Raw genomic sequence first — 15,070 nt, 5'->3', positions numbered from 1 at the left:
TTATACTGACTAGATTTTTTGTGTCAACACTTTCTGCTGTTTTTTTCTATTTAATTCCAAAATTTCTATAGGGTGTTTGATTGTATGGCCTTCCATACGCTTTACTTGACATCTACATGAAAATCCTGTTACGATTACAGACCTAATTCCACTTTCTTTAATTTTGTCTTTCCAGCTTAAATTATAAATGTGCTTTGATGTATCGATATGCTTAGTCTCATGACCAAAGCTACCAGACATACCACAACAACCAACTTTAGCAATTTTAGTTTCTACCCCAAAATGCTTAAATATTTTTTGCCATTGCTCTATCGAAACAGCTGATAATGATTTTTCTGTACAGTGATTAAATAAATTAAACTCTTTATCTAACATTTTGCGCATAGTCGGTAAAGTATCAAGTTTCGTTGTTAACCACTCTTGTATTAGTTTAACTTTGAATCTTACCTTATCACCACAGATCTTTTTGTATTCATCTCTATAAACAAGAGTCATTGCAGGATCGACACCAATCATTTCGACTTTTGTTTCTGCTATTTGGTTGTATAGCTTAGTAGCTTTCATAGCCTGTTTTTTAAAGTACTTGAGGAAACCTTTGACATGTGATGGCTTACCATTGACTTTAAATGGAGCAAAATACACCCTAAAGCATAAAGCCGTTAAAAAGTCATATAATGTCAAAACTATATGAGTATCATATAAAGATGTAAATATATCTTGAACGATACAAACAGTTTTTTTCTTTTGCTCTGTAGACAGACTTCTCATTTCTTCGATATTAAACTCTGGAGCACCTCTTTTTTTAAGCTCTGATCTTAGATTTAATGAATTAATAATGGGAGTATCCGCAAAACCAACTAAGTTAGTCAACCCAGCTCTGACAAATTGAGTATTAAAAATATCATTATATATTTTTGGCATATATAAATTGATACTCAGCAATGATTCACTAAATTTAACAAAATAATCTAAGCCAGGACGTTTATATTTAGAATGATAATGATATAAAAATTGTGATTTCATCGTAGGAATATCAACTTTTATTGGACATCCAGATACACAAGCCTTACACCCTAAACACTTATCTAGTGAGTCATATACTTGATGTGAGAAATCATCTGGATATTCTTCTAACTTATCAAAACCAGTGTTATAAACTTTATCTTTTGTTGAGTATCCTGCTGCTAAAAGTTGATTAAGCCACTCACGTAATATAGCCGATCTTCCTTTTGGTGAATATAACCAATTTCTACTAGCTTTAGCTGATGGACATATTACAGTATCTAAATTATAGTTTAGACATTGTGAATTACCATTACAGTTATATGCTCCAGAGAACTGTTCGCGTATCTCTTTAGGCACTTGCTCATCTAAATAACCTCTGAATGGCCTATCTACTTTTACAAGCTTATCTTTACTACCTGTTGGAACAGTAATCTTACCAGGATTAAGTTGATTATGTGGATCAAATACTTTTTTGATATATACTAATGAATCATACAGCTCTTGACCAAAATACTCCTTGATATACTCACTTCTATAGCCATGACCATGCTCACCACATAAAACTCCACCATACTTCTTAACAAGATCACTGACTTTTTGAGTAATTTGTTTGATCTTTTGAGAGTCTTCAGCTGAAGACATATCTAGCGCTGGTCGTACATGCAGACAACCTACATCAACATGGCCAAACATTCCGTATTTAACACCATAAGAGTTTAGTAATACTGTTAACTCTTTGATATAGACTGCTAATTTTTCAGGAGCCACTGTCGTATCTTCAATAAAAGGTATTGGTTTACGATCTCCTTTCATAGCACCAAGTAGACCCGCACCTTTTTTTCTCAACTCCCAAAGACTATCCATATCTGTTTGACTTTCTGTGAAGTGAAACACTACTTGCTTTTCTAACAGCTTTCTTTCTAGACGCGAAGTCACATTATCTAACTCATGTTGACTATCAGCAATAAATTCAACTAAATTTACTGCTGCCACATTTGTAGAATTACCACCCTTTTCAAGCATATACTTTATTTTGTGATAAACCTCATCACCCTTTGCAATTTCAATAATATTATTATCTATAGTCTCTATAGCAGATGGGTTAGATGATAATAAATCTCTAGCAGCTCTCAATGCGCCATCAAAACTACTATATGAAATTGCAAATAGTGCTTTAAATTTAGGTTTTTTAGTTAGTTTAAGTTTCAGCTCAGTAACAAATGCTAATGTTCCTTCTGAACCTGATATTAAATAACTTAAACTGACCGTATTATCTTTTTTATTATAAGTTTTAGCTAAATTATATCCTATCAGATAACGGCTTAATTTAGGAAACTTCTCCTCGATTAGCTCATACTTATCTATAATTTGCTCAACAACCGTTGAGTATATATTTTTCTCAATATCATTTAACTTATTTTCATTAAGATCACATAACTTAATTTTTTTAGTAGATAATTTCTGCCCATTTACTAAAGTACACTCTAGTTCTAAGACATGAGCACTTGTGCGCCCATATATTCTAGAACCTTTACCACATGCATCAGTATTTACTATACCACCTAAAGTTGCTCTATTACTTGGTGATAAGTTCGGTGCAAAGAAATATTCCGAGTCAGCTAATGTATCATTTAACTGATCAAGTACAACACCTGGCTCTACTTTGACATATTCATTATCAAAATCTACCTCTAGAATATTATTCATGTATCGACTAGTATCAACAATAACACCAGCACACAATGAATGTCCAGATGTACCTGTGCCACCGCCACGAGGTGAGAATTTAAGCTCTTGATATTCTTTTTTGCTTGCTAATACAAAGATTCTTTTTACATCACTTTTATTACATGGAAAAACAACAAGCTCAGGAACAACAAAATATACACTATTATCCATTGATGACGATATTCTTGAAGCATAGTCAGAATGTATATCACCCTCAAATCCTTTTCCTCTTAGCTCCTCAGTAAAAGCATTAATCAAAGCATTTAGCGCATTTGTCTTATTTAAGACTGGCAGTTTACTTGTTTGCATATATAAAAAATGACCCTAGTTAATAAAAAACAGATAAGATTCTTTTAAATTATATAAGAAAATTAAGTTCACATAAATAATATTAGAAAAATACATAAAAGATAAAAACATTTCGTTTTTTTGTATCAAAGCAGACAAAGTATAAATATAAAGTTATAATGACTCTCGTATTTAAAAATAATTTCAAAAGTTAAAAGTTTTTGAGGATAAGTATGAAAAAAACTACTCTTTTAGTAATCTTAGATGGTTGGGGCTATAGCGAAAGTGATTACTTTAATGCTATCAAAAATGCAAACACTCCTACTTGGGATAGCATCTGGCAAGACTTTCCTAGAACATTAATTAGCGCATCTAGCTTAGAAGTTGGTTTACCTAGAGGTCAAATGGGAAACTCTGAGGTCGGACATGTAAATATCGGTTGTGGTAGAGTAGTCTATCAAGAGCTTACACAAATTGATAAAGCGATCGAAGAAAAAACTTTTGGTAATAATAAAGCCATCTGTGATGCTATTGATAATGTTATTCAAAAAGACTCAAATCTTCTCTTAATGGGCCTACTCTCTCCTGGAGGAGTTCACTCTCACGAAGAACATATTTTTGAAATGATAAAAATTGCTAAACAAAAAGGTGTCAAAAGAGTATATCTACATGCTTTCTTAGATGGTAGAGATACTCCTCCACGCTCAGCTGAAAGCTCAATCAAAAAAACAGATAATCTACTCCAAAAACTGAATCTTGGCTATATTGCTAGTGTTAGTGGTAGATATTATGCGATGGATAGAGATAATCGTTGGGATAGAGTTGAAAAAGCATACAATGCTATAGTAAATGCTGATGCTGAGTTTGTTTGTAATTCTGCGCTTGAAGCTCTAGAAGAGTCTTATGCTCGTGATCAATCTGATGAATTTGTCATTCCAACCTGTATCCAAAAAGATGGAAAGCTAATAAAAGTTGGAGATAATGATAGTGTTATTTTTATGAATTTTAGAGCTGATAGAGCTAGAGAAATATCTCATGCTTTCACGGATGAAAACTTTGATCATTTCCCGAAAGATAGACATTTAAACATAAACTTCACGACTCTCACAGAGTATGATTCAAAACTTAAATGTAATGTAGCATTCCCACCAGAACAACCAGTTAACACTCTTGGTGAAGTGCTAATGAAAAATCATAAGACTCAACTAAGAATAGCTGAAACTGAAAAGTATCCTCATGTAACTTTCTTTTTTAATGGTGGTAAGGAGGATCAATTTGAAGGTGAAGATAGAATATTAATTCCTTCTCCAAAAGTTGCCACTTATGATCTACAGCCAGAGATGTCAGCTCAGGAAGTTACTGACAAACTAGTTGATGCTATCAATAATGGTAAATATGATTGTATAGTTTGCAACTATGCAAACTCAGATATGGTTGGTCATACTGGCAACTATGAAGCAGCAATGCAAGCGATTGAATATCTTGATAAATGTTTAGCAAGATTGAAAGACGCAGTACTTGAACATGATGGTAATATGTTTATTACCGCAGATCATGGTAATGCTGATATGATGGTTAATCCTAAAACACAAAAGCCTCATACTGCTCACACTACCAATCTGGTACCATTTGTATATGTTGGGCATAAAAAAGCTCAAGTAGCTTTAGAGCATGGCAAGTTATCTGATATTTCTCCAACTATACTTAATGTAATGAATATTGCTCAGCCTCAAGAAATGACAGGCAAAACTATATTTAAATTTGAAAAATAAGGATTTCAGACAAAATGCTTGATGCTAAATATATTAAAGATAATTTAGAAGAAGTGGCTGAGAAACTCGCAACTAGAGGTTATCAGTTTGATATAGCAGAATTCAAAGCTCAAGAAGCAAAAAGAAAAGACCTTCAAGAGAGAACCCAAGAGCTTCAATCTCAACGTAATACTATCTCCAAAGAAATAGGTAAAAGAAAGTCTAAAGGTGAAGATGCTAGTGACATTTTTGCCAAAGTTAATGATATCAACGATGAGCTAAAAGTAATCGAAAAAGAGCTTAAAGATCTTCAAGACTATATAAATAGTACTCTTCTATCAATGCCAAATCTTCCAGCTGATGATGTACCCGTTGGTAAGGATGAGAGTGAAAATGTCAAGATAAAAAAATGGGGAACTCCTCGTGAATTTCACTCTGAAGCTCAAGCTAAAGATCATGCAGATATTGGTGAAATACTTAATATGATTGACTTCAAAGCTGCAGCAAAAATTACAGGTAGTCGCTTTGTGGTTCTAAAAAATAAATTTGCTAAGCTTCATCGTGCATTGACACAATTTATGTTAGATATGCATACGGAGAAGCATGGTTATGAAGAACTATATGTACCATATATGGTAAATAATGATAGTTTGTATGGGACAGGCCAGTTACCTAAATTCTCTGAAAATTTATTTAAATTAGAAGGTGACTTTGAATATAGCCTGATACCAACAGCAGAAGTACCTATCACAAATCTAGTAAGAGATGAAATCTTAGATACAGAATCTCTGCCTAGATACTACACAGCACACACACCATGCTTTAGAAGTGAAGCTGGTTCTTATGGACGTGATACTAAAGGATTAATTCGTCAACATCAGTTTGAGAAAGTTGAATTAGTACATATCACTATAGCTGATAAAGGTGAAGAATCTTTAGAGCTATTAACGTCTCATGCAGAAAAAGTACTACAAAAACTAAACCTACCATACAGAGTAGTCAAATTATGTACGGGAGATATGGGTTTTAGTGCGAAAAAAACCTATGATCTAGAAGTATGGATACCTTCTCAAAATACTTATAGAGAAATATCATCATGTAGTTGGTGTGGAGACTTCCAAGCACGTCGCATGAAAGCTAGACACAAAAACCCAAGTATGAAAAAACCTGAATTGGTACATACTTTAAATGGTTCTGGTTTAGCAGTTGGTAGAACATTACTAGCTATTATTGAGAATTACCAACAAGAAGATGGATCTATAATGATTCCTGAAGCACTTATTAACTATATGGGTGGAATTTCTGTTATTAAATAATGAAATAATAAGTATACTTGTGACACTTATAGTTACAATAATACCTCTGATTATTGCAATTATTTTGAGATTGACTTATTTTAAAGAAAAATTTGATAAACATAGCTTTGATAAATATAAATATGATGAGCTTGAAGCTATATTTGAATATTGTCTAAATAAAAATAATCCAAGTTCAGTCAAAAAAAATAAAAGCTTATAAATATAAACTTTTATTTGATATTGCCGATATTCAAAAAATCTTTGTACGTATTTATCTTATTAATTTTCTTACTATAATGAAATTAATTCATTATTATTTATTAGATCTTATAAAATTTGGTAAGGAAAAGTGGATTATATTGCCTATTATAAGAAAGTCAGGTGTAATTAAACTGATAAAAATAACAGTTATTTTAGCTGGAATAACTATTTATATAATATTGATGGCTTATTTGCAATATATGTTTATTAACTCTCTTAATATTAACTATTATATTTTTATAGTGGCTTTAGCCGTTTATTTTTTAACTACATTAACTTTAATATCATCATTAATATTTTTATATTTTGAGATTATAAAGTATGTTTTAATATCCTTATATATTGTTTATAAAGTTAAAAGAAAATCATTAGTTTTCAAAAGAAGATTTTATGAGAAAAATGATTATAAAGAACTTCAAAAATATTTTTAATAGGTGTTCTTAATGTCAAAGATTTTTAAAATTATAAAGCGTCAGATTTATGTATTGAAAAGTAAACTTTGGTTTAAACCCACAGCTTATTGTGTTGTAGCAACTTTAGCAATATATTTTTATTATCTATTTCAGAAAATAGGTATAAATTTCCATTCTACAACTATTAATAAAGATACTGTTACTACTTCTATTATCTATAATTACAAATAGTATGATTGCAGCAATGTTTTTTGCTGTAGGTGCTATAGTTACAGCTTATACATCAGCTAGTCTATCCGGAACACCTAGAGTACTATCCATACTTCTAAAAGACAGCACCTCTCATAAAGCCACATCAACCTTTATCGGTGCTTTTATATATGGGGTTGTTGCTACTATTGGTCTTAAATCTAGAATTTTTAATCAAACAGGAATCTTTTTAATATTTATTATTACCATACTCGTATTTATATGGATTATTCTTACGTTTATTGTATGGATTGACAATATTGCAAAACTTGGTCAAATAAAAACTATCTTGCAAAAAACAGAGAAACAAGCTTTTTATACAGTTAAACAATATACAAAAAATCCGTACATGTACTGTAATAAGCTTGATAAAGATAGAATACCAGAAGAGACACTACCAATTTACTCTGATGAGTATGGATTTCTTAATGAAATTCCTCTAAAATTTCTAAATAGCTATTGTGAAAAACTAAATGCAAAACTATACATTGTAAAATACAAAGGAGAACACTTAGCTAGCTCTGAGATTATAGCTTATATCAAATCTCCCAAATATTTATCTAAAGAGATGCTTCGCAAAATTACTGATAATTTTATGATCTTTAATGAAAAAAACTTTATTGAAGATCCAATATTTGGTGTAGAAACTCTCAGTGAAATCGCAGCTAAAGCTTTAAGTCCTGGAACAAATGATCCTGGAACTGCTATTAGTGTTATTGATTCTCTTAATCGTTGTTTGAAGTATCTAATTGATCATACAGACTCTACTACCAAAGTTATTTATAAGAATATTTATGTGGAGGGTATTAAGATAGATCCTTTATAAAAAGTGGATTTGAATATATAAGAATTTATGGAAGCAATAATCTTTAGGTAGCAAAACGCATCCAAAAAAGTCTTCTTCATATTTCTAGACAACTTGAGAATGATAATAGCATTAATTTTATAAAAGGATATCTATCAAACTATCTAGCTCAAGCTAATAATGAATTAAAATATGACTTTGAAAAAAAGATCTGAAAATATTTACTGATAAATTAGAAAACCAAAAATAAATTTCTCAAAAACTTAGTAAACATTCAATCAAATAATTCTAAACTAAGCTTATCAGTGATAATATTTAAAATATTATATACATTATAATTAAGTCAATAGATATGCATTTACTAGGTATAGAAGCTGGTGGAACCAAGTTTTTTACAACTATTGGTGATTTTGATGGAAATATAATAGAACGTCACCGTACTGATACTACTACTCCAGAAGAAACAATGTCTGAGGTTCTTGGGATAATAAGAAATTATCAGAACAATTATGAGATCAAAGCTCTAGGTTTGGCATGTTTTGGGCCTATCGATATTAATACTAAATCTAAAACTTACGGATACATTACAAACACTCCTAAGATAGCATGGCAAAACTTTGATATCGTTGGAGCTATAAAATCAGTATATAAAGGACCGATTGATTTTAATACTGATGTAAATGCTGCGGCAGTTTGCGAACAACTTTGGGGTTGTGCCCAAGATCTAGAAAATCTTTTATATCTAACAGTTGGTACTGGTGTTGGTGGCGGTGTCATATGTAATAATAGATTAGTTCAAGGAGCTATGCATCCTGAAATTGGCCATCTTTTTATCCCAAAGAATCCTGAAGATAAGTTCGAGGGCTGTTGTCCTTTTCATAGCACATGCATAGAGGGTTTAGCTTCTGGTACAGCTATAAATAAAAGATGGCAAATTGCTCATGCTGGAGCGCTTAACGATGATCATATCGCATGGGTATTTGAAGCGGAGTATCTAGCAAAAGCATTAGTAAACTATATATGCGCATTTTCTCCAGAAAAGATTATTCTTGGAGGTGGTGTAATGCACAAAACAATCTTGTTTGATATGATTCGTAAAAATGTGAAACAATACTTAAATAACTACTTTGACTATCCTGCATTAAAAAACATGGATAACTTTATAGTACCCGCTTCTTTTGGTGATAACACAGGCGTCAAAGGCTCTCTTGCTCTTGCGCTAGAAACTTTCCATACACAAACTAAGTAATCTAGTCAAAATTATCCTTATATTATTTGCTCTTTACTGTTAAAATCTCCTTAAATTTAATTGATAAATAAACTATTAGCTAACTTGATAAAAAAAATACTTTCTAACCATATACTATCTAAATCTTTACAAACAATGGTAGTCCAAGCTTTAGGACAAGCATGCGCATTTATTACAGCTATCCTTTTAGCTCGTCACTTAAATATGAAAGATTATGGTTTTTATATCTTTGATGTTACTGTTGCTACTATCATAGCAGTAGTTGCAACTATGGGAGCTGGAGGTATATTAGCTAGGACTTGGGGAAAATCTGACCTAAAAAGCAATTTTGAGCGCCATAAAGAAACATTTAGAGTTCATAATTGGTACTTCAAACGAGGTTTCGCCATAGTAGTTATCGTAATTGCTCTTATAATTTTTTATAACCGTTCTGAACATAGTGATAATTCAATAGAGAATTTTGCACTGTTGTTTGCTGTACCATTTTTTATGGCAAATATATTTCAATCATTCTTTGTTGCAAGAAGAGTAGTTATTTTTGCTAATTTAATACAACTAGGTTTAAGACTTATTATGCTATTTTTAACTCTAGCTTTTATAGTCTTATATATCAATGACACTGCAATGCTTATTGGTACAATGATGATTTTTATGACTATATATGTCACATCTATATGGCTTATCCAAACATCAAAATATAGCTTTGAAAGTGCTAAACCTGTTGGTAGCAACTTATCTTTTGCTTTAATGCAGTGGGGATTATTACTTTTATCACAGATTGATATTATCATTTTAAAAGGACTATCAGATCCTAGTAATGTAGCACTATTCGGTGTTGCACTACAACTCAGTGCTCTAGTAAGCTTTGTTTTAAATGCGGTAAACTCTAATGTTTTGTCACAGATAGCTGATGACTACAAAAATAACTCTAGAGAGATATTTCAACAGAAGATAACAGCATATACGAGAATAATATTTGTTCTATCTATTATCGCTATTTTAGGACTTATTATTTGTGGTTATCCAATAACTTTGATGTATGGAGAACAATACACAACATCATACTTTATTTTCTGTATTCTAATGATTGGGCAAATTGTTAATGTACTTTCTGGTTGTGTAGCGACAATTCTTAATATGGCAGGTTTTGAGAAAAATACTTGTATTGCATTCTATATTGCTTTAGTTCTAAATATCGTATTAGGAAGTATTTTTACATTGTATTGGGGTGTATACGGACTAGCAGTTGCTTCAAGCATTTCAATGATATACTGGAACATTCACTTACTATATAAAGTAGTTACGAAAATAAAAATTAATCCTACTATATTTATCTTCAGATAATCTTATGAATCTATTGGGCTACTATTAGTCTTAGCTGCACTGTTAAGTGATTTAGAAACGTTATCAACGGCGTTATTTACTTTTTCTTTGACTTCCTTTACAGGTTCACTTTTTATATTTGCAACAAGCAATAAGCCACATACAAGAGCCAAGAAAACTATTAACGGTATATTTATTTTTCCAAGAATTTTTTTAAAATTTTCATACTGTATCTACTTAATTATTTAAAAAACCATTGTTGCTCCGCTACTTGCTTCATCTGTACCATCATCATCAAATCCTTTTTTAAAATTTTGAACTTTTGTTTGGGCACTATTAGCCATATCATTCAAAGCATCTGAGGCATCACTTGCCTTTGCTTTTATAACTTCTTGGCTCTTATTTGCTTGATCTACTATTTGATTAGCTGTTTCAGAAAATTTATTCTTAACATTATTATATGTTTGATTCATAGATTGTGAAGCATTATTAGTCTTCTCGATAATATCCTGTTTTGCTTGAGTAACAGATTCTCCAAATTCCTTACCTGCTTGATAAGAATCTCCTTGCGAATAATCAAAATCATCAGCATATACTGATAAAGAAGATAATCCCAAAGCTGTCGCTATAATTGCTATTTTAATTTTTTTCATAAGAGAATCTCCTAGTAATTATCCATATCCAATTTTATAAAATTAGCTAACTAGTCAAACCATTAGCCGCATCATCAATATTGCTAATTTCTTCTTTCATAGTTTGAGTTTTACTAGAGTTATCAATAGTTGCTTGATTATTTTCAGATTCAACATCTGCTAAAGTCTTAACTGATTGTGGTTGCTGCTGAGTTGTACTACTATCGCTAGTTATATTTTGAGCTGGAGTATCCATAGAAGTAGCTTCAGGAATAGCTTCACAGAACATTGGTAATATCATCAAATTTAATACCGACAAACTTAGATATCTTTTTTTCATCGTATTAACCTTCACTATAAAGCGAATAAACTACTATAGAAATTACCACAAAACTCCTTTTTTTACTATATTTCAGCACTACTTTGATATCATAAACAAGTTTGTAATTCTATTGTGCTATAATTTAAAACAAAATAAAAACTAATGAATTTCTAATGCTTTCAGATGCATCTAAAGAAGATAAAAAACTAGCAAGGAATTGGCTCAAAGATATTTCATCTCCTGCTAAAAAATGGATTAAATTAACTGTATTAATAGCTTTCATAAGTGGCCTACTACTAATAGGTCAACTATATTTACTTGCTCATATCTCTTATGAAGCATATCTACAAAATTCAACCTTAGGTCAGCTAAGCACTTATTTTGTTTTGATTATTGTGATTGTATTAATTAGAGCTGCTCTAAGTTGGATCCGAGAAATAGTAAGCTACAAAGCCGCAATATTAGTGAAAAAACAAATTCGTGAAGATATTTTAGCTCATGTTAATAGTCTAGGTCCTATTGAGCTTAATAAAATCTCTAATGCCAACATAATAACTAGTGCGATGGAGCAGGTCGAAGGATTGACAGGTTTCTTGACTAAGTTTTTACCTCAAATAACTTTATCTGGACTAATGCCACTGGCTATTCTAGTGTTCATATTTCCGCAAAGTATAGTATGTGGGATTCTACTACTAATATGTGCCCCTCTTATACCATTATTTATGATCTTGGTAGGTTTAGGTGCGGAATCTGAGAGTCAAAAACATTTTAAAACACTTGCAAGAATGAGTATGACTTTTTTAGATACTCTAAAAGGACTTACGACTCTAAAACTTTTTAATAAAAGCAAATCTCATAGCGAAACTATTTATGAAGCATCTGATAATTATAGAATCCGCACAATGAAAGTTCTTAAAATTGCCTTTTTATCTTCGGCTGTGTTAGAGCTTTTTGCTGCTACTTCTATCGCTCTTGTTGCGATATATCTTGGTATAGGCTTTATCAATGCTGGTGCAGGTAATGATATTTGGTGGTCATTAAACAATATCACTTTGCAAGGTGGATTATTTATCCTGCTTTTGGCTCCTGAGTTTTTTATGCCTCTTAGAGAGCTTAGCACTCATTATCATGCCAAAGCTGAAGCAGTTGGTGCAGCTCTAGAAATTTCCAAAATATTTGAGATGCAACCGTCTCATCAAGAAAGAAATGAAATATTTAACAATAAAGTAAACTCTATAAACATCAAAGATCTGATAGTTAAGTATGATGATAAAACAACTCTTGATAATGTTTCTTTAGAGATTAATCACAAACAGAAAATAGCTATAGTTGGAGCTAGTGGCGCAGGTAAAACCACTCTAATAAATACACTACTTGGTTTTATAAAATATCAAGGCAATATCTTAATTAATAACAATGTTGAGCTAAAAAATCTTGAAGAAAAATCTTGGCTTAGAAATATCTCGTGGCTAGGACAAAACTTATCATTATTTAAAGGTTCTATCAAAGATAATCTACTACTAGCAAATGCTAGTGCTACAGATGAGCAAATAAATCAAGCTTTACAAAATACTGATTTAAATGACTTTGTAAGCTCTCTTGCAAATGGTTTAGATACAGAAGTTGGCGAACAGAATATAGGAGTATCTGGAGGTCAAGCACAAAGATTAGCTTTAGCTCGTGCATATCTAAAACCTCATGATATCCTAATTCTCGATGAACCTACAGCAAGTCTAGATAAAGATAGTGAAGAAAAAATCATCAACTCATTAAAATCAAATTGGAATGATAAAACTGTGATTATGCTAACTCACAAACTAAGTTTTCTAGAATGTGTTGACAAAATTGTAGTCTTAGCAGATGGAAAAATAGTTGAAACAGGAACATTTGAAAAGCTAGTTAGCGATCAAAATAGTGAGTTCTATAACTTCTATAGAAATGAGGTAACAGCATGAGAAATTTAATAACATTTATAAAGCTGTTTAAAAATCAAACTCAATGGATGCTCTTAGGTACTCTACTTGCATGGTCAGCGATACTTATGGGTATAGGCCTGATGTCGCTATCTGGTTGGTTTATATCATACACGGGTTACTTGGCTACTACTACCTATGCTATTGCAACTTCATTTAACTATTTTTACCCTTCTGCTGGTGTACGCTCTTTCTCACTTGGTAGGATACTAAGTAGATATGGTGAAAGAATACTAACACACGAGGCAACTTTTAGAATAATCACAGATATTCGTGTATGGTTCTATCAAAAGCTTGAACCACTTGCGCCTTCTCATTTATACAAATATAAAAGTGGCGACTTACTTACACGTCTAGTCAATGATATTGGTGCATTAGATAATCTATATATTCGTATAATTTCCCCAACCGTTGTATTTGTCTTAGCAAGTATAACTATAGCTATATTATTTAGTTTCTTTAGTTTAAGCCTTGCACTACTGACATTTATAGCATTGCTGTTAATAGGTTTTGTAATACCGTTGGTTAGTAGTCTATTAGCCATGAAGAAAACTCGAGATCTTAACCACACTAGTGCTGAATTAAAAACAAATATCACTGAACATGTTAACTCTCTAGCAGAACTTAAAATCTTTGACTTAGAAGGTAAGCATATTGAAAATATTAAAAAGCAAAATTCTGAACTACTAAACCAAGAAGAGAAAATCAGCTTTATAAGTGGTTTTGGTAGTGCTTTAATGACTTTAGCATTAGGATTAACTGTAGTTATGGTAACAGTTTTTGCAGTTAAACTAACTCAGAGTGGCTATATAAGTGGCGCATTTATTGCTTTGTTATTTTTGGCAATAATGGCGATGTTTGAGTCAATTATGCCATTACCACTAGCGTACCAGTATATAGGTAAAACAATTTCTGCATCAAACAGGATATTAAATATTACTGATGCCAAAGCAGAAGTTGAGTATCCAACAAACTCTGATATTAGCTTGGATAACTATAGTATCAGCTTCAATAATGTTGATTTTGGCTATAATGCAGAGCAATCAGTGCTTAAAGATTTTTATTTAGAAATCAAACAAAATGAAAAAATAGCACTATTTGCACCAACGGGAAAAGGTAAATCTACAATTATTAATCTGCTTGCTAGATTCTGGGATGTTAATAGTGGCAAAATCACTATTGGCGGTAGAAATATCAAGGAATTTAACGAAGATCAACTTAGAAACTTAATGACTGTGATTAATCAGTCTCCACATATCTTTAACACAACTATTAGAGAGAATCTAAAGATTGCTAAGGATAATGCTACTGAAGAAGAGCTCTTAGAAGCTTTAGAAAAAGTTGAATTAAGAAAACATGTTGAATCATTACCAAAAGGACTTGATACTTGGACTGGTGAGCTTGGTAGGCAATTATCAGGCGGTCAACAAAAACGCTTAGCTTTAGCGCGTGCATTTTTACAAGATAAGCCTATACTTATCCTAGATGAGCCAACTGAAGGACTTGATAAAGAAACTGAAAGATTAGTTTTTGAAAACTTAGTTGAGCTTATGCAAAATAAAACTGTAATATTTATTACTCATAATGCTAAGCTTTTGGAAAAATTTGACAGGGTTGTTAGGCTTTAGTTTCTCTTACGCAAATTTTGATATTATTTAATCAGCCAACAATATATTTTATCTTAAATTCAAGTTACAACACTTCTTAAATTTTTTACCACTACCACAAGGACAACCATCATTTCTTCTTATTTTGATCTTTTTATTTGCCATA

General features: G+C 31.5%; 13 protein-coding genes. 8 read left to right on the top strand and 5 right to left on the bottom strand.

From position 1 onward, the window contains the following. Positions 1-9: 9 nt before the first annotated feature. On the bottom strand, positions 10-3,042 hold the full coding sequence (locus FNO12_RS03315; protein ID WP_014715189.1) for an FAD-binding and (Fe-S)-binding domain-containing protein: 3,033 nt from the start codon (positions 3,040-3,042) through the stop codon (positions 10-12). Positions 3,043-3,254: 212 nt separating this feature from the next. Here FNO12_RS03315 and gpmI point away from each other — a divergent pair, with 212 nt between their 5' ends. The 6 genes from gpmI to FNO12_RS03280 all read left to right on the top strand — a co-directional run bounded on the left by gpmI (position 3,255) and on the right by FNO12_RS03280 (position 10,391). After that, positions 3,255-4,793 (top strand): 2,3-bisphosphoglycerate-independent phosphoglycerate mutase, encoded by a 1,539-nt coding sequence (gpmI, locus tag FNO12_RS03310; protein ID WP_014715188.1) that lies wholly within the window; start codon positions 3,255-3,257, stop codon positions 4,791-4,793. A gap of 14 nt (positions 4,794-4,807) precedes the next feature. Continuing rightward, positions 4,808-6,088: a serine--tRNA ligase gene (gene serS / locus FNO12_RS03305; RefSeq protein ID WP_014715187.1), complete on the top strand. Its 1,281-nt coding sequence runs from the start codon at positions 4,808-4,810 to the stop codon at positions 6,086-6,088. Then, the gene (locus FNO12_RS03300; protein WP_030003410.1) at positions 6,066-6,290 is read left to right on the top strand and encodes a hypothetical protein; all 225 of its coding nucleotides are present in this window, start codon (positions 6,066-6,068) and stop codon (positions 6,288-6,290) included. The genes serS and FNO12_RS03300 overlap by 23 nt, the downstream gene beginning before the upstream one ends. A gap of 686 nt (positions 6,291-6,976) precedes the next feature. Next, positions 6,977-7,819, top strand: coding sequence for a DUF2254 family protein (locus tag FNO12_RS03290; RefSeq protein WP_231138820.1), 843 nt, complete (start codon positions 6,977-6,979; stop codon positions 7,817-7,819). Between the two features lie 331 nt (positions 7,820-8,150). Then, positions 8,151-9,047, top strand: coding sequence for an ROK family protein (locus tag FNO12_RS03285; RefSeq protein ID WP_014715184.1), 897 nt, complete (start codon positions 8,151-8,153; stop codon positions 9,045-9,047). A gap of 84 nt (positions 9,048-9,131) precedes the next feature. After that, positions 9,132-10,391 (top strand): lipopolysaccharide biosynthesis protein, encoded by a 1,260-nt coding sequence (locus FNO12_RS03280; protein WP_014715183.1) that lies wholly within the window; start codon positions 9,132-9,134, stop codon positions 10,389-10,391. 2 nt (positions 10,392-10,393) lie between these two features. Here the strand turns inward: FNO12_RS03280 and FNO12_RS03275 are convergent, their stop codons facing one another. The 3 genes from FNO12_RS03275 to FNO12_RS03265 are packed head-to-tail and all read right to left on the bottom strand — an operon-like array spanning position 10,394 to position 11,342. Beyond that, positions 10,394-10,603: a hypothetical protein gene (locus FNO12_RS03275; RefSeq protein WP_014715182.1), complete on the bottom strand. Its 210-nt coding sequence runs from the start codon at positions 10,601-10,603 to the stop codon at positions 10,394-10,396. Positions 10,604-10,615: 12 nt separating this feature from the next. Next, the gene (locus tag FNO12_RS03270; protein WP_014715181.1) at positions 10,616-11,023 is read right to left on the bottom strand and encodes a hypothetical protein; all 408 of its coding nucleotides are present in this window, start codon (positions 11,021-11,023) and stop codon (positions 10,616-10,618) included. 46 nt (positions 11,024-11,069) lie between these two features. After that, the gene (locus FNO12_RS03265; protein ID WP_014715180.1) at positions 11,070-11,342 is read right to left on the bottom strand and encodes a hypothetical protein; all 273 of its coding nucleotides are present in this window, start codon (positions 11,340-11,342) and stop codon (positions 11,070-11,072) included. A gap of 155 nt (positions 11,343-11,497) precedes the next feature. Here FNO12_RS03265 and cydD point away from each other — a divergent pair, with 155 nt between their 5' ends. Both cydD and cydC read left to right on the top strand, forming a co-directional pair. Continuing rightward, entirely contained in the window at positions 11,498-13,279 is a 1,782-nt protein-coding gene (gene cydD / locus FNO12_RS03260; protein WP_014715179.1) for a heme ABC transporter permease/ATP-binding protein CydD, read from the top strand. Beyond that, positions 13,276-14,925 (top strand): heme ABC transporter ATP-binding protein/permease CydC, encoded by a 1,650-nt coding sequence (gene cydC, locus FNO12_RS03255; protein WP_014715178.1) that lies wholly within the window; start codon positions 13,276-13,278, stop codon positions 14,923-14,925. Before cydD ends, cydC begins: the two co-directional genes overlap by 4 nt. 48 nt (positions 14,926-14,973) lie before the next feature. On the opposite strand, the gene FNO12_RS11720 is transcribed toward cydC, so the two are convergent. Then, positions 14,974-15,069: an SEC-C metal-binding domain-containing protein gene (locus FNO12_RS11720; RefSeq protein WP_080574389.1), complete on the bottom strand. Its 96-nt coding sequence runs from the start codon at positions 15,067-15,069 to the stop codon at positions 14,974-14,976. Position 15,070 lies beyond the last annotated feature (1 nt).

Source organism: Francisella orientalis FNO12, assembly GCF_001042525.2.
GTDB lineage: Bacteria > Pseudomonadota > Gammaproteobacteria > Francisellales > Francisellaceae > Francisella > Francisella orientalis.
The sequence above is the reverse complement of the archived record's forward strand: the minus strand, read 5'-3'. Positions and strand labels throughout refer to the sequence as shown.